This is a genomic window from Runella sp. R5_40 (assembly GCF_057652295.1).
In genome coordinates, this window is sequence record NZ_JBYFCH010000020.1 from 56329 (window position 1) to 73941 (window position 17613).

The window sequence follows — 17613 nt, forward strand, 5'->3', positions numbered from 1 at the left end:
GCCAAAGCAGGGGCTTTTCTGTTTATAGATTCTATTTATTCAACTAGAACTTCACCACTTTGAGCGTTGCTTGCTTATCTGGGGTAGTTACACGTAAGAAATAGATACCTTCTACCAGCTTCTCAACCTCAAACTCTTCTTGATGAGATTGGGTTTCTGGTACAAATCTACGCTCTAACATTGAGCGACCTGCTACATCGACCAGTTCTGCTTTTACAGCTTGTCCTTTGGCACCTTGAATACCCAAACGCATCACTTTCGTGACTGGGTTTGGCATTACCTGCGCGAAAGAACTAGAATTTGATGACATATCTCCGTCTGCTAACGGATGACCGCTCACCGCTGTCCGAGCAGCACCTTGGCCTGGGCCATCTTTTGAAACAATGCGGAACCAAAACTCTTGGTAGGCTAACACATTACCCTGTGCTTGACGTGTAGCTGGATAGATACTTCCCCAACCCTTCATATCCCAGTAACGAACACTAAGCTTGTACAACCCTTTGGGCAAACCTTCGTCATAGATATTTTGACCCTGTTCATTCAGTTGATAGAAGCCATAAGCAGGGTGGTTGGGCGCATATAACTCTGTCCAGCCTTCGCGGTTTGCGTACATAAAATAAGGAGCATTGTTTTCGTGCGTATTGAACGAACGCACTACACCTGTTTCAGGCGTTGCTCTCATATCAAACGTCAACGAACCATTTGTCCCCAAAGCACAAGCATCGGCATGAATCGTCCAATAACGCGGAGCCGTTTTATTTACGTTTTCTGTAAAATAAATCGTCGGATTACCTTGGTTACTGAAATCTAAATCTGGGCCACCATCCTTTGTGATAAATTGACTACTCCACAGCGCCTTGTCATTCGCTGGTTTCACCGCCGATTGGCTTTGGCCAATGTTGATTAGAGTTATATCAAATGACTTCCAAAGGATACTTTTAGGTTCGCTAAATGGCGTTTGACAGCCATTAGCAAAAATACACTGCGCCGAGTATGATTGCGTAATTGCGTTGTTAAATGCTACTGTCAACACGGCATCTGTTGCTGATGTATTCCACAAAACACTCGCACCTGATGGGCAGTTTGTAGTAAGCGTAACCGAAGTTCCTGTACAAACTGATTCTGCACTTGCAGTCACAATGGGCGCCACGTTCACAGGTAACACTGTGTAAGTAACGGTGTTGCTAGGCGTACTCAAACAGCCCTCTGCATTTTGACAACGAGCATAGTACGATGTAGTGGTTGTCGGTGGCGTCGTTGGCAAATTGGGTAATGCTTGGTTTGTTGCCGCATTGTACCACAAAGTCGTGAAACTACCGCAAGTTGTGCTTCCTGTAAACGTCGCTGAGGTTGTGCAACTGTTAAGCGGAGTAATAGAAACCGTAGGCGTAATGCTTATGGTTGTCAACTTTAATGTCATAACCGCTGACTCAGTTTCAATACACGAAGGTGTTCCATCAGATTTACGGCAACGAACGCGGTAATTATGGAAGTTCCCATCCACAATCTGAGAAGGAACCGTTGTTGAATAGTCTCCTCCATCAACCGAATAAAGTAACACCTCACCTGCTCCACAAGTCGCATTAAATACCAACGCATTACCATCCTGATCACATAAGGTTGCCGACTGCCCCGCTGGGATAGTTGTTCCGTCAGCTACCATTGACACATTTTGCGGTATTGATGCACGATAATTGATTTTAATCGCAATCGCGTTGGTAATGGTCGATGGACACGCATTACACGAGGCTTGGTATTGGTATTCCGTATTATCACTTGGCTGCGATGTTGGCGCAGTTGCAGTCCAATCTGACCAAGCGCCAGCGCCTATTTTGGTACGCCAGAGTGGATTTCCGCTCACACAAGTATTTACTACGTTAAACTCTAAACTATTTACTGGATTTGCATCTGCATCACAAAATGTTTGGTTATTACCTTCATTTAGTGTCTGCTGTAAAACATTCAAAGTGATGGTAGGCTTTGTATGAATTTGAATAAAAGCTGCACTTGAATTAGACGCACTACATAACCCACTTTGTACAACAGCACGATAATAAGTCGGTGTTGATAGATTAGTAACAGTGTAAGTTGCTGTAGTATTTGCTATGTCCGTTGGTGATGAAAACGCAGCATTTGTTGATGACTGCCATTTAATAACATTTCCTACATAGCCGCTCAAAGTTAACACAGTACTATTATCACCTGCACATACAGCTGTACTACCTCCTATAGCCCCAGCAACAGTAGTTTCGTTTACAATAAGAGTAAATGCTTCAACTCCACTAATACAACCTGTTGTCGAATTTTTAACCCTTAGAACTGCATTATAAGTTGCTCCAGAAGCATTAGCAGGAATTACCAATGTAATTTGAGCTAATGGTAAACTTGTATAAGCTACATCAACAAATCCAGCAGCCTCCGCAGAAGCATCATAATCAATCATATACTGATCAGGGCTTCCTCCTGTTGCTGAGTATGTTAAATTAGCACTTGTAGTTCCTTTACATACCGCTGCTACAACTCCTAACGTAATGGTAGGTGTTGTATTGATAGCTAGGCTACCAGAAGTAACCGATGAGCCGTTGGCATCGGTTACTGTGACCGTGTAAATTCCTACTGCTAGATTAGTAATTGAATTAGGGCTACTGCTTATGCCTGACGCAGAACCTCCTCCTGTCCATGAAAATGCGTAGGGTGCGGTTCCTCCACTGAAATTAACTTCAATAGAGCCAGGGTTACATGGACTTGTGGCAGTTGCCGAGTTGATCACCACTGGTGTACCTGTACAAGCAGCCGTCGGTTGGAAACCTACTCCCGCACCATCTCCACCACCTACCAACCATGGCGAATATGAAATACTCGCTGGAGATGACGCCGATAAGATTGAAGCTATCGAACTAGCACTCGCACTTCCCCACCAGTTACAGGTAGCGGGTAAGTTGCCAGAGTAGCCAGAAACATTATCTATGGCAAAATTTGTACCAGAATAGCCCGTAAAACTGTTTTGTGAGACAGTAATGTTTGAATTTGTGGCTGGAACTTGACCTCCATCATCCGTTATTAATATACCTTTAGGGCCACCTGCACTAAAGGTATTGTTCAATATAGAGAAGTTATTTACTCCCCCATATATTCTCAAATCTCCTGTACCATCTGTACGGGTAGAACCACTGATTACATTGTTCGTAAATGACGACGAAACAGTATTATACAAAAATACTGCTCTGGCATTTCCAATAAATTCATTTTTGGTAATGGTAATTCCAGTAGTAGCTGAAGCGGATTGACTTGTGGAAATCGTAATACCTGCACTGGAATTACCAGAAAATTTGTTATTTTCAATCAGTACATTGGAAACAACTCCGCCTCCTGTGTATTCATCCGTATAAATACCATTACCACCCGAAGGCCCTGAATTGTTATTTGAATCAAACCAATTGCATTTGATTGCTGCTTGAGAAGTACCAGTATTTGCAAGACTACTACCAATAATATTATTTTTGATAATATTATTTAATAGTTGAGTTCCTGTAAGAGGCGGAGCCATATAAACAGCATACCCAAACCCTGGCCCAGCATTAGAACTGGCTTGACCTTGAATTGTAAATCCATTGATAGTCACATTGTCGGCAGTTATGCCAATTCCATTCACACAATTGATAATTGATTCAGCACCTGATCTGGTTGTTGCGGCACAGACATCTGCCTGTGCACCTTTGATAATCAACGATTTGTTGATAGTGATTGATTCGTTGTATGTACCCGCCGCTACCGTGATGGTGTGGCCAGTTAGGGTTTGAGCATCATCAATAGCCGCTTGAATTGTGCAAAATTGCTCTCCTGTGTTTGTATTCGTAATTGTGGGGAAGCTAGGAACCGCATTGATTACAACTGGATTGCTTCCGTAAGCGACTACCCCACTTGGAACGCTTTGTGACCGCACTAACACCGTATGATTACTGCTTGGACTGAGACCACTAAATGTATTGCTTGTAGACCAGTTAGTCCCGTTGTCAATACTATATTCTAAAACCCCATCTCCTGTAGCATTGATTACAATTGTTCCAGACTGAAGTAGACAGGTAGGTTGTGTTACATTGACAGTGATAAGAGTTGGCTCAACAGTAGAGGAAACCAAAACCCGATCAAAATAGATTCGCCCAGTAATAGGTCCAGGAGTTGGGTTGAATGATGTAGCAGGTGGGGTATAAGAGGAAATACCATTGCTCCCTGAAGTATAATTCTCTTCTGAAACAAAAAGCTTCCCATCAGTTGAAACATCAATTGCTGTAAATTGTGAAAGAGCCCCTCGTGTGAAAACCCCTAATTCTGGAACTGATATATCTGTGCCGCCATTTGTAAGATCCGCTTTATTGAGCACGACAATAGGTGGCGCAGGATTTACCGTTCTAATAACATAAATTTTATTGCGAAATATAGCTACATCAGCCGCATTGGCAAGGGTATAAGTATGAGTGATGGTAGTACCATCGGCGCTAATTCGTCTAACTACGCCTCCACCGGCCACAAATACGGTTCCATCAACATCTACCTCAAGCCCCTCTACCCCGGAAGTGCTAGGTGGAATCCAAGAATTATCTGGCGTAGGAGCGCCGGCAGTTGTTACATCCCAACGCCTAACTAGGTTGTTTGCCGCTATATATACGTAGTAGGTTGCTCCCAGTTTACGAACAGCGACCCCTACAGGACCTGAAATGGGTATTGAGCCAATCGTCATACTCAAATCACTACTAAATATATCGACTCTATTGGCAGAGCTTATTCCAGAGCTTAAGGCCACATATACATAACCGCGGTCGTCCGTAGCTATACCTTCAGGGCTATTACCTGTACTTCGCCAACCTAAAAAAGTGCCAGTAGCTCCTCCGGCATACACGGGTTGTCCACCTACTGGAGCAAAAGCACCAGTACCACCAGGCATTCCATTTCCAAAAATAACATGATCTGTACCCGAGGTTGCGAGTACATTTGCACTTACTTTTCGTAAGGACGTTGTGGGTGTATTCGGGCTTTGGATGTTGCCGGTATAGACGGCCGTTCCATCTTGGCTCAGGGCCATTGAACGAATTGTACGTGGAGATCCATTTGTATTTCGCTCTCCAAAGTAGTCTGACTGCACTTGCCATGTTTGACCATACAACTGAGGCAAATAAAATACTATCAACATTTGACATGTCAATAACAGTTGGATAATTCTTTTCATAAAGAAATAATGTGTTAAAATGTGAAGAAAATTTTACTCAAGCAATTATTTTCAAACTAACAAAAAACAGACTAAAGATTAATAAAAAGTGCCATTTATATCCTATCAACCAATAAACATACATACTTTTTAAGCAAAACAAGTATATATCTCACTTAAAATATATCAAAAATATACCACATAAACATCTATTGTTAAAATTATTAGAATAATCACATTTACAATAAAATATATTGATTTACAATTCGATATATATGTATATTTTAGTCATCAAAATTCAGACAAAAAAAAAGGAATACAAATACTCAATAATGTGTAAATTATCAAGCGGTTATTTAATACACTTCTGACAAAAAAGCATCAATTAGTCAACCATTTGGCACGAAATCAAAAAAAACTAAATTTGTAATTATTAAAAATTCACCCAAAGAATACTCAACATCAAGTATTTTCAACTTTCAAATTCAAATAACTATATTACTAAATCCATTTTTTTTGTAATTTGGCCAACGTTATCACACGCAATAAATTCACTTTACTATCAATGGCCACCCCTACTACTTCAGCACACTCGGACGTTTTATCGCTTTGGAACTCAAAAAATATTCTCAACAAAAGCAACTCAAACAGACTTCATGTCGAATCAAACCCATTGTTAACATCTATATTTCAGATGGTTAGAACGGTACCTATCGTGGTAGATGTAAAAAAAATGACCCAGCAGTATGTGGGTGTCGATGTAGAAGAATGGTGGGGATGGAAAATAGAAGAGATTTTTGGTGAGGGGGTTCTTTCTTACACAAAGCTCATACACCCCTCAGATCTTGGCGTTCACAATCTGTGTAATAAACTTTTATTCTACATTTTAGAAAGATGTAGCACGGAAGACAAATATAACCTTAACATACTCCTGAACTTTAAACTACGAAAGTCAGATGGTAGTTACATCCACATTACTCAATCGACCAAAATTCTTGAGCTAGACCCTGACGGTAGCATCAGAAGCTTGCTCGTATTGCTTCAAGAAAACAATACATTGAGCGATTCTTATCAAAAGAGGTACATTCGTTTTTGGGGGAAAGACTTTGACGGGCGACTGTACGAATACTTGCCCGATGTGGAAGACCTTCAACAGATAGAATTGCCTTCTAAACGTGAAATCGAGATTATAAGTTATCTCGTTTCAGGAGAAGAAAGCAAAACTATCGCCGAATATTTGAGTATTAGTAAGCATACTGTGGATACGCACCGTAGGCATCTTTTGCAGAAATTTTATTTAAAAAATACTGGAGAACTTATCAACCTGGTTCATATCACTCGTCTTTTAGACCCCTCTAACTGAGTCTCTTAGCTTTTCTAGTGACAAGTTTTTTTGAAATTGCTGGTATTTTTTGGGTGAAACGCCAAAATGTTTTTGAAACATCTTGGTAAATTTTATGGGATGCGCATACCCAATAATCTTAGAAACCGACGTAATGGTATATCCACTTCGAATAAGGTTTGCAGCATGATCCATTTTTTTCATCATATAATACTGGTGCAGGGTGACGCCATAGTACTGTTTAAAAACTCGTTTAAACGTGCTTTCTCTCATACTAAGTTCTTCACAAATATTATCTAAAGATGGAAGTTCTGATTCGAAGTTTGGCCCTATATACTTATTAACTACTTGTTCTAATTTGTCAACAACGATGTTAGGGTATTCGGGCTGTTCTTTTTTTGAGACTTCTACTTTTTCAATTTTAGTACGTGTAACCTCTTCTTGTTTTTCACAAAGCTTAGAGGAATAATCAATTGAAAAAGGAATTCTTTTTTCAATTAAATCTCCTTCTATTCGTTTAAAATCTTCGATGTTTAAAACAATGGTTAACTGTTCTTGCGAGGTGGAGTTTTTCTTAGCGTTCATTGAAGCGTTTTTTATAAATCTTCGTAAAGCCTGAAATATGGCTGTAACCTATTTTTAATGCAATCTGAGATAGTGTATATTCTCCCGTTTGATACATTTTACGGGCATACACCAGTTTATGTTCAAGCAGGTACTGATAAGGGCTTTGTCCGTATATTTTCTTAAATAATACCTTAAATTTACTAACACTCATCCCTACTTCTTGGGCAAATTGCTCCAGTTTTGGAATAGGCAAATGAACATTTTGGATAACTCTTTCTACTACTTGCTCTATTTTACGCTTCTCTTTTCTATAATACGCATTTTCCTGGCAGACGTTTATGCTGTTTTCTATTTCGTCGATAACTCGATATATTAAATCATAAATAAAAGCCCTAAAAAATAAAATATTACTTGTAGATAATGAAAGTTGCTCCCAAAGTAGGTGAAATTTATTAGAAATAATATGTTTATCCTTACTCCATTCTTTACATAAATAAGGAGCAACCAACGCTACTTCGTCAATTGGAAGTTTTAATTCATTATTTAACCACTTTTGATCTAAAAACAAGTAAATACATCTCGTATAGTTTTTATCACAAAATTTAAAGCAAATTGGATTAATTATTGAATAATCCTGCAAATACATTGGGAAATCTTTGTTTGAACTTATATGAAAGAAAAACTCACCAAAAACCCCATAATGAATATCTTTATCAATAACCCATTTTCTCTGGTTTATTGACTTGTAATCATCTTCTTCATTAAATACAGTAAACTCTATATTCATTATATATCCTTTTTATACTACACACTTATGCCCATTACCCTTTTCTTACCTATTTATGCATGACTTATTATCAAGAGCAATATGCGAATGTAGTAAGTTAAAGTATATACTAAAAACAAACATCGCAAAAAAACCTTTTAGGAATGAAAAAAAAACTTTTACGCCTTTCAAGAGTATTTTTTTTTACATAAACATGTTTTATAGAAAAATTGCAATTTGTAGCTTTTATTGATAGATGGCACAATTTTTGCTACAAGACCTCCTTTTTTATTTACTTTCAAACAAAAACACTATACCGCTGTCTATCAGCACATTACCTCTTTGTCACAATAAATACCTGATTGTCAATCAAAAAATTTGGCAGCTATCAAAACTTAAATCTCATCACTTGCCTATGAGGTTTTTGTAAAAATCTTCACTTTTTACCCCGTTTTCTAATCCTAAGCACTCTTCCACTTGCCTTTTTGTGCTTGACCAAGTAGGATATGTCTTCGTGGAACATCCTTTGCCAGTTTGTCAACAAAATAGGCACTACTATTGGTATATATTTTTACCAGAACGCTTCTTTAACATTTCAACGTATGAGTATGTCATTATTACCACGCCTCACAAGTGTTTTAATGATTTTCGTGTTACTACTTTTTTCGCAGATGGTGGTTGCACAAATCGCGAATGCCCCCTGTAATACAGCTTCCGCATGGACAAATGCAACCTACAACAGTCTTACACCCACTGTAACTAATTCAGTCGCATCAGCAATTCCACTGTGTTTAGGCTCTATCTCCAATGAAGGCAACCTCACCAACACAAGCACCACTGACTTTGCAACAATAAGTATTACTGGCCTTGGTTGTGATGGCGAGATTAGCGTCAAAGATGGAAACGACACCTATCCAGCAGGTACATATGCTGGATATAAAGTAAGCGGTAGTGGGTTATTACAGGCGTCAGTAGGGGCTAAGGTAACTATTAAAACCCTTTTAGGCGGTTCACCAAGAGAATCGTTTATTGCCACCAATACGGGTATTGGCATAAACACTTCGCTTCTCGACCCTGATGGCAATATTACCTTAGGTTTTGTCACTACGTTGTCTTTTGACGAAATTCGGATTGAATATGAAGCTTTATTAGCAGTCCTTTTTTCTGCCCAAGTCTATCACCCAGTCATCAAGCGCTTTTGTGCAGCGCCCGCCCTAGATTGTAACACCCAAACGCAACTAAATAACCCTACTCAGCCTGTTTATATCAATGCCACTCACACGGGCATCAGTGGGGGAGTTTGCGCAAGTTGTAGCGTGACCAATGCCGATAATGCCATTAGTGCTTCGACCTCAGACTTCGCCACCCTTTCGCTCACGGCAGCCCTCGGAACCAACGCCTCTATTTCGGTTAAAAACGCACTGAACAGCTATGCCATTGGTACATTTGCTGGGTTTAATATTTCCAATTCAAACCTCATTAATGCCAACCTCCTTTCAGGCATAACCATTCGTACTTATTTGAATAACACCCCCCAAGAGTCTTCTACCAGTGCTACGCTAGTCTCTGTTAACTCTACTTTGTTAAGTGGCTCGGGCAAACAGCTAGTGGGTTTTATTACTACCAAAGTATTTGATGAAATACAGCTTGAAGTTACCAACTTACTCGGAGTCGCCAATACCACCGAGGTCTATAACGCGGTTGTTCAGCGGTTTTGTGCAGGGCCCGCCCTCAATTGTAGCACCGTCACCAACTTGGTCACACCAAGTTACCCAGCCGTGGTCGATGTTTCAAACTCTGGTTTGGTATGCGCAGGTTGTGCCGTTACTAATGTCAACAATGTAGTTGATGCCAATACCTCCAACTTTGCCAGTATCGACTTGGCCGTGGGTGTTGGTAGTAGTAGCTCCCTTTCTGTCAAAGATGTACTGACAGACTATCCTATCGGGACATTTGCGGGGGCTGACATTGAAAACTCCTCACTCATTGGGGTTAACTTATTAAGTGGAGCCACCATCAGTACTTACAAAGACGGGGCTTTTCAGGAATCAAGCGGAGGTAACCTCATTTCATTGCAGTTATTAAGTTCAAGCCGACAAATCATTGGTTTTGTCACCACAAAATCATTTGATGAAATAAAAATTACCGTTTCCAACTTCATTGGTGTGGACCTCGGCACAACCAACGTCTATAACATGGTACTTAAAGCGGCGACCACCGCTGGTGTTGTTGCGCCGAGTGTAAGTGCTACCACTGCCACAAATAGTTGCCCATTCACTACTGTCAATTTAGATCTGCTAGTAACGACCCCAATCCCCAGTGGCGCGGCACTCGTTTGGTTTACCAACAACACCCACACGGGGCTCGCCTATGCCACACCTACCACTGCGGGGGCTGGAATCTACTACGCTTATTTTTACGACAGTGTTACAGGCTGTTACAGTCCTGCCAGTAATGCCGTTACGGTAACAATCACGAGCTGCGCCCCCGACACTGATGGCGATGGCTACAAAGATGACGTTGACCTTGACGATGACAATGATGGTATTTTAGATACCGTTGAAGACGCGGCCACTTGCTCTACAGTTCTTTACAATGGCGTGGCAAATGCGGACTGCGACGGCGACGGCATTCCCAATAGTCTTGATTTAGATTCAGATAATGACGGAATCAATGACGTTATCGAAGCGGGTGGAGTCGATGTTGATGGAAATGGACAAGCAGATGGCGCCGTCAATTCTTCGGGAATTCCTGCCAGTGCTGCGCCTGGCGGAACTACCCCTCTAAATACCGATGGACAAGGCGGTAGTGACCCTTATGACTTGGATTCAGACAACGACGGATTGACCGATTTTACGGAGGGCGGCCTACGTCCAGAACTCGATGCGGACAATAATGGCGTGGTTGACGGCAATTTAGACCCTGATGGTGACGGGATTCTCACCCCAGTAGATGCCATTCCTAACACTTGGGGCGACGCCCTCTTGCCCGACTTAAACCCAACCATAGAAATTGATGGGTTAGAGTTTAACTCGCTTTTCACCAATCGGGATTTTATTGTCAATATCAACGAAATCAACAACAAACCCCACGTCCCTAACGCACCCACGACGTTCCGTATCACCAAATTATCGGCCTTTACCATCAGTTATGCTACCACCTCTGGCAGTTCAAATGTCGGTGGTGGAAAGCCAAACAGCAATAGCGATTGGACATTTAGTGAGACTGCCGATTTCATCATCATTACGGCCAACACGGGCATCACCATTCCCCAAAACAGTTTCAAAGCAATCGGCTTTAACATCGCACGCAAAGACGGTATTCCGACAAATACCACGCAGCACATCACCGTCGCTATCTATAACGGTTCTGCAGGTGAGGAAAAAATCAATAACAACCTTGCCCAGACGACCTTAGCCAATAATTAATTCTTACCCCTTTTTATTCATAATCACAATTCCTCAATCAAATGAAAACGTTTACTCAAACAATCTTTGCAAGGGCAGTGGCAGGGCTACTGGTCTGCTTTTCCACACTCACAACGTTCGCCCAAGACGTCAGCGTCAACATTTTGAACCAACCCGCTTACGTGCCACAACTCGCCACAACAGGCCGTGTCACCGTCGATGTCTGTAACAACGATGGGGGTGCCACCGCGGCTACCGCTGGCAAAGTGAGGGTAACCGTAGCTTTTCCATCGGCCATTGTCGGTACTATCGTGGGCGTAACGACCACGGGCTGGACCATTGAATCAAACACGGGCGGAACCATTGTATTGACAAACAGTGCCTCTATTTTGGCAGGAGCATGTAGCCAAATCTCACTTGGATATACTGCCACAACCCTAGGTGGTCCTTCGGCCGTAACGGGCACACTTTCATTTCCGATGGGCGCATTGGTAGGTGACCTTTCGACCAACAACACCAGTACCACCTCCATTTCGGTTTTGGTAGATACCGACGGGGACCTCGTACCCGATGTGGATGATTTGGACGACGACAACGATGGTATTTTGGATACGGTGGAAGACGCCGCCAGTTGTACAAGTGCAGCGGGAATTGTAACCGCCAACGTTGATTGCGACGGTGACGGAATCCCCAACCGCCTCGACCTCGACTCAGACAATGACGGTATCAATGACGTAAACGAAGCCAATGGTACCGACGCCAATTTTGACGGATTTGCCGATGGTACGCCAAACGCCATAACGGGGATTCCAGCCTCTGCTGGACCAGGACTTACCCCGCCTAATACCGATGGCACAGGCGGTACAAACCCGTATGACCTTGATAGCGATAACGACGGCCTAACTGACTTTACCGAATCGGGTACAAACCCCGCCTTAGACGCCAACGGTGACGGAGTAGTAGATGGCAATGCAGATCCCGATTTAGACGGTATTTTAACCCCTGTCGATGCTGTACCAGCAACCAGACGCGACGACCTTTTCCCAGATTTGAACCCAACCATCGTCATTGGTTCGCTTGAATTTACGACGGCTGGAAGTCAGAAAGACTTTGTTGTCAATCTCTTTGAAATCAACAATCGCGTCCAAATTACGGGCACACCAATCTCTTTCCGAGTAGCTAAAATCTCTGGATTCGACATCACGTATTCAACAACCTCTGGCACCTCAAATACAACAGCACCTACTGCTAATAGTAACAGTGATTGGGATTTTGTAGAGAACGCCAACTTTATTACAGTAACCGCTAAAACGGGTATTACGATTGCCGCAAATGGCTCAAAAGTAATCGGCTTTACTGCAACTCGTAAGACAGGCATTCCGATAAATACCACACAAAACATTACAGCAACTATTATCAACGGTTCTGCGGGCGAAATCAAGGTTGACAACAACATTGCCATCACATCAATAACCGCTAATTAATTCTAATTTTTATGAAAGCTCTCCAAACGTTTATCTTCGTCCTGAGCCTATTTTGCATTGTAAAAGGAAATGCACAAGATGTGGGTATCAATATCTTAAACCAACCTGCCAGTGTGTCGCAAGGCTCAACTAACGGCCGAATTATCATCGACATTTGCAATTTCGATGGTGGGACAACAAGTACTCCCCTCAATAGAATTCAGCCGCTTATTACGTTACCTAGCGCACTCGTTGACACGTTTGTCACCGCAATTTCTTTTGATGGCTGGTCAATCGTGAGCAAATCTGGCAGTACAATTCGTTTCCAAAACACAGTATCCATCACCCCAGGAGAGTGCAAACAAATTGTTTTAGGCTACAAAGGAGTAAACGTTGGAGGGCCTCTCACTGTCACAGGTACTATTCAGTTTTCGGGGCCTCAAACCAGTGGTAATAACCCCGCCAATGACAATAGTACCACTTCTATCACCGTTACGAGCGCTCCCATTGACACCGACGGGGATGGGATTCCTGACACCACTGACCTTGACGATGACAACGACGGCATCTTAGATACGGTCGAAAATGCCGCAGTTTGTTCTACCGTACTATTCAATGGAGTCGCAAATACCGATTGTGACGGCGATGGCATCCCCAATTACCTTGATTTAGACTCCGACAACGACGGCATCAATGATGTCAACGAAGCAGCTGGTGTCGATGTCAACGGTGATGGCTTTGCCGATGGTACACCCGATGCCATCACGGGTATCCCAGCCAGCGCGGGCAATGGCACCACGCCACCAAATACCGACGGAACGGGCGGTACAGACCCCTATGATTTGGATTCGGACAACGATGGGCAGACCGATTTGGCAGAAGGCGGGCTCAATGCCTCTATTTTAGATCCCAACGGAGACGGTATTGTCAATTGTACTACCAACTGCGACCCTGATAAAGATGGGATTTGGGCCCCTGTGGATGGTTTACCAGCCGCTTATGGCGATGCCATTACAAACCGCCCACCTGTTGCCAACAATGATACGTATTCGATACTTCAAGGCGCCGTTTTGACCAACAATGTCCTCACCAACGACACTGACCCTGATAATAATACGTTGACTGTCGCTACCACGCCAACCGTAGCACCAACCCATGGTACGGTCGTGCTCCAAGCCAACGGGGCATTTACCTATACGCCTACTTCAGCAACGTTTACAGGCCAAGATTCTTTTTGTTACTTGGTTTGCGACAATGGAACCCCTAGTTTGTGTAAAACGGCTTGCGCAACCATCAACATCGGAGCAGGGACTGTCGATTTATCCATTTCAAAGGTCTTAGTAGGAAGCAAAATTCGGAGTCTCAATGACACGATTACGTATCGAATTGTAGTCAAAAACAGCGGTAACATCGCCGCTACCAACATCGTAGTCGAAGACAGTACAACCACTGGTTTACAACTCATCAGCGGTACGCCAACGAGTGGCAGCTTCTCTGGCACAAACTGGACAATTCCAAGCCTTGCTTCAGGCGACAGTACAACGTTAGTAATACAAGCCAAAGTCATTGCGGAAGGGGTGAATTTCAACTTTGCACTAATCAAAAGTGCCGACCAGCCAGATACAGTGGCCACCAACGACACGGCCAATGATTGTATTACAGTACCAATTGGGCTTTGTTCAGGTCAAAAGGTAGAAGCCTCTGTTCCTTCAACTTACACCAATGTCATCTGGTTTAAAAATGGAACCCAAGTAGCCAGCGGAAATGTCGTTTTGTTCTCGGAAGAAGGCACCTATACTTTCACCGCAAGCAATGTCACTTGTCCAGTGAGCGGCTGCTGTCCACTCATCATCCAGCCTGGCACCAATTGCTGCCCTGTGCAGCTATGTATTCCACTAACCGTAGTCAAACGAAAAAAATAGCACTATTACTTTAACGTTTGAAGAGCACTTTGTGAACAAAACGGGCGTCAGAATTTTCTGATGCCCGTTTTTATTGATGCTAAGAAGGACGAACGGTCAGGGGATAAAGTGCCAAGGGTTGCTCACAACCCGCACAAACGCAGACTTTAGAACAAATTAGAAGCAATCTTATAAATATTATCCGATTTGCCCATGGTATAAAAATGGAGCACAGGCACGCCAAAATCCATCAATTCACGGCATTGCTGCGTACACCATTCAATGCCTACTTGTTTGGCTTGGGCATCATTCTCGCATCCTTCAACGGCTGTCACCAAATCTTGAGGCATGTGTAAGTAAAAAATCTTTGGCAAAATACCCAGTTGTTTTTTAGTCGAAAGGGGTTTGAGACCAGGAATGATAGGCACATTTATCCCTACGGCACGGCATTTTTGTACAAAGTCAAAATACTTACTGTTATCAAAAAACATCTGAGTTACGATATAATCTGCCCCTAAAGCTACTTTTTGTTTCAAATAGTCAAAATCAGTATCAAAATCCACCGCTTCAAAGTGCTTTTCGGGATAAGCCGCCACCCCAATGCAAAAACCAGTAGGTGCCAAAGGTTCTACTTCTTCGTGCAAATATTGGCCTTTGTTCATATTGACCACCTGTTCCACCAACTCGCTGGCATAAGCGTGACCATTTGTTTTGGGCTTAAAAGTTTTATAAGGTTTGGCAGGGTCACCGCGAAGTACCAGTACATTATCAATACCCAAATAGTGTAAATCCATCAAAAAATCCTCGGTTTCGTCTTTTGTAAAACCGCCACACAATACGTGCGGAACGGCGTCCACGCCAAAACGGTGCATGATAGATGCACAAATACCGATTGTCCCTGGGCGTTTACGCGTCACGATTTGCTGAATACGTCCATCGGCCAATGGTTTTTCGATGTATTCTTCACGGTGATAAGTTACGTCAATAAAGGGTGGTTTAAAATCCATCAAAGGCTCAATATTCCCCAATAACTCATTGATATTGTTACCCTTAACGGGCGGAATCACCTCAATAGAAAACAATGTTTTGCCGTTGGCTTGCTGAATGTAGTCCGTAATTTTAGTCATGTCTGCCTTTGTTAGAGCAACAAAGATAAGCAACCCCTTTATTTTTAACTTTCAAGATTTGCGTTTTCATTTCAAAACCCGTACTTTTGCGGGCAATTTCTGATAAACTCGCTTTTGTGAATGACGGCCGAATTAACCGTCCGCTGACAACAGCCCCAATTCAATTACAACAATGACTAATGAGTTAATCAAGCTAGTAGATTCTGAATTCTCTGGCCGTCGCGATGCTTTCCCTGCTTTCCAAGCAGGAGACACTGTAAACGTTCACCTTAAAATCATCGAAGGTGCAAAAGAGCGTATTCAGGTATTTGCAGGAACAGTTATCCAACGCCGCAACATCGGTGGAAGCGGAGAAACTTTTACTGTACGTAAAATATCAAATGGTGTAGGTGTTGAGCGTATCATCCCTATCTTGTCACCAAGCATCGAAAAAATCGAACTTATCCGTCGCGGTAAAGTACGTCGTGCGCGTTTGTTCTATCTTCGTGGCAAACAAGGTAAAGCGGCTCGCGTTAAAGAGAAGAAGAAATAAGCCTCTCTTCTTACCGAGTCTCCATAAAAAGCTGTCTTTTAAGGCGGCTTTTTTTATTCTTTTTCCTCAAACGTTTCTCCCACTATGATTACTTCGCCACTTTCGATTCGTTTTGTTAAATATCAAGGAACGGGCAACGACTTCATCATGATTGACGACCGCTCCGAAACCTTTCCTGTCAGTCAGCCGCTGATTGAGTTTTTGTGCCACCGTCGCTTTGGCATCGGAGCCGACGGCCTCATTCTGCTTCGCAACGCCGAAGGCTACGATTTCCGAATGGTCTATTTCAATGCCGATGGTCGCGAAGGAAGTATGTGTGGAAACGGCGGGCGCTGCACAGTACGGTTTGCGCAAGATTTAGGTCTTTTTGAAGAAAACACCACGTTTATCGCCGTCGATGGCGAACACAAGGCCGTGGCCTGCGAGGAAGAAATTTTCCTCAATATGAGTAACGTGGCAGGCAGCGAAAAAGATGGTGCTGACTTCTTCCTCAACACAGGTTCTCCACATTTTGTACGTTTTGTCAAAGACGTAGAAGCCACGGAAGTAGTCGCCGACGGCAAAGCCATTCGTTACGGTGAGGTATATGGCCCGAAAGGTGGTACCAACGTTAACTTTACCGAAGTAATGGGTGAACAATCCATTTATGTGCGCACCTACGAGCGCGGTGTTGAAGACGAAACTTATTCTTGTGGAACTGGCGTAACAGCCTGCGCCTTAATGGCCTACCAACACCTAGGCATGAACGAGCCCATCAGCGTCAAAACCAAAGGCGGCCCACTTCGCGTGTCATTTGTGGCACACGAAAACGGTTCTTTTGACAATATTTACTTGATTGGCCCTGCGGTAAAGGTATTTGAAGGGGTGTTTGAGGTTAATTAATTTTAAACCATATGAGAAATATAAGAGATTATAAGGCTGTAAGTGAGAAAACTTACATGGCCTTATATGTCTTTTATGGTTCAATAACTAATCCTCCACTTCAAGAATCCCACCGTGAAGATGATAGATGTTTTTTGTTTGGAAAATATCGGTTCGGCAATAGTCTTTGGCAGCTACTTTTGAACGAGTACCGTTGGTACATACGACTACAATTGTGTCAAAAGGAAGAAGTTCAGCATGATGCTCACGAATGTCGGCCAAAGGAATATTTATTCCTCCAATATTAAACTCCTCAAACTCCCAAGGCTCTCGCACATCCACTAAAATAGTGCTCGCTTCTTTTGCCAAAGCCTCGGCCACTTCTAATGAAATATCACTGTATATTTTCATGCTGTGTGCAGGGTTGCTCACAACCCTGTTTTT

11 protein-coding genes are annotated in these 17613 nt (G+C 42.8%); 6 read left to right on the forward strand and 5 right to left on the reverse strand.

Annotated features, from left to right (window positions below):
* Positions 1–43: 43 nt before the first annotated feature.
* On the reverse strand, positions 44–5188 hold the full coding sequence (locus AC23N5_RS24670; RefSeq protein WP_487757662.1) for a T9SS type A sorting domain-containing protein: 5145 nt from the start codon (positions 5186–5188) through the stop codon (positions 44–46).
* A gap of 709 nt (positions 5189–5897) precedes the next feature.
* Between AC23N5_RS24670 and AC23N5_RS24675 the strand changes: the two genes are divergently transcribed.
* The gene (locus tag AC23N5_RS24675; protein WP_487757663.1) at positions 5898–6566 is read left to right on the forward strand and encodes a response regulator transcription factor; all 669 of its coding nucleotides are present in this window, start codon (positions 5898–5900) and stop codon (positions 6564–6566) included.
* Here the strand turns inward: AC23N5_RS24675 and AC23N5_RS24680 are convergent.
* Positions 6549–7130, reverse strand: coding sequence for a helix-turn-helix transcriptional regulator (locus AC23N5_RS24680; protein ID WP_183979656.1), 582 nt, complete (start codon positions 7128–7130; stop codon positions 6549–6551). The two genes, AC23N5_RS24675 and AC23N5_RS24680, sit on opposite strands and share 18 nt — an antisense overlap.
* Positions 7120–7899, reverse strand: coding sequence for a helix-turn-helix transcriptional regulator (locus AC23N5_RS24685; protein ID WP_487757664.1), 780 nt, complete (start codon positions 7897–7899; stop codon positions 7120–7122). The genes AC23N5_RS24680 and AC23N5_RS24685 overlap by 11 nt, the downstream gene beginning before the upstream one ends.
* A 587-nt stretch (positions 7900–8486) precedes the next feature.
* Between AC23N5_RS24685 and AC23N5_RS24690 the strand changes: the two genes are divergently transcribed.
* The 3 genes from AC23N5_RS24690 to AC23N5_RS24700 are packed head-to-tail and all read left to right on the forward strand — an operon-like array spanning position 8487 to position 14670.
* Positions 8487–11306, forward strand: a complete 2820-nt coding sequence (locus tag AC23N5_RS24690; protein ID WP_487757665.1) for a hypothetical protein — start codon at positions 8487–8489, stop codon at positions 11304–11306.
* Between the two features lie 41 nt (positions 11307–11347).
* Positions 11348–12769 (forward strand): hypothetical protein, encoded by a 1422-nt coding sequence (locus AC23N5_RS24695; RefSeq protein ID WP_487757666.1) that lies wholly within the window; start codon positions 11348–11350, stop codon positions 12767–12769.
* 11 nt (positions 12770–12780) lie between these two features.
* Positions 12781–14670 (forward strand): Ig-like domain-containing protein, encoded by a 1890-nt coding sequence (locus AC23N5_RS24700; protein ID WP_487757667.1) that lies wholly within the window; start codon positions 12781–12783, stop codon positions 14668–14670.
* 146 nt (positions 14671–14816) lie between these two features.
* On the opposite strand, the gene metF is transcribed toward AC23N5_RS24700, so the two are convergent.
* Entirely contained in the window at positions 14817–15776 is a 960-nt protein-coding gene (metF, locus tag AC23N5_RS24705) for a methylenetetrahydrofolate reductase [NAD(P)H] (RefSeq protein ID WP_487757668.1), read from the reverse strand.
* A 172-nt stretch (positions 15777–15948) separates the two neighbouring features.
* Between metF and rplS the strand changes: the two genes are divergently transcribed.
* Positions 15949–16308, forward strand: coding sequence for a 50S ribosomal protein L19 (gene rplS / locus AC23N5_RS24710; RefSeq protein WP_183979668.1), 360 nt, complete (start codon positions 15949–15951; stop codon positions 16306–16308).
* A gap of 84 nt (positions 16309–16392) precedes the next feature.
* Positions 16393–17190: a diaminopimelate epimerase gene (dapF, locus tag AC23N5_RS24715; protein ID WP_487757669.1), complete on the forward strand. Its 798-nt coding sequence runs from the start codon at positions 16393–16395 to the stop codon at positions 17188–17190.
* Between the two features lie 87 nt (positions 17191–17277).
* On the opposite strand, the gene AC23N5_RS24720 is transcribed toward dapF, so the two are convergent.
* Complete coding sequence (locus AC23N5_RS24720; protein WP_487757670.1) at positions 17278–17580, reverse strand: rhodanese-like domain-containing protein; 303 nt, start codon at positions 17578–17580, stop codon at positions 17278–17280.
* Positions 17581–17613: the final 33 nt, after the last annotated feature.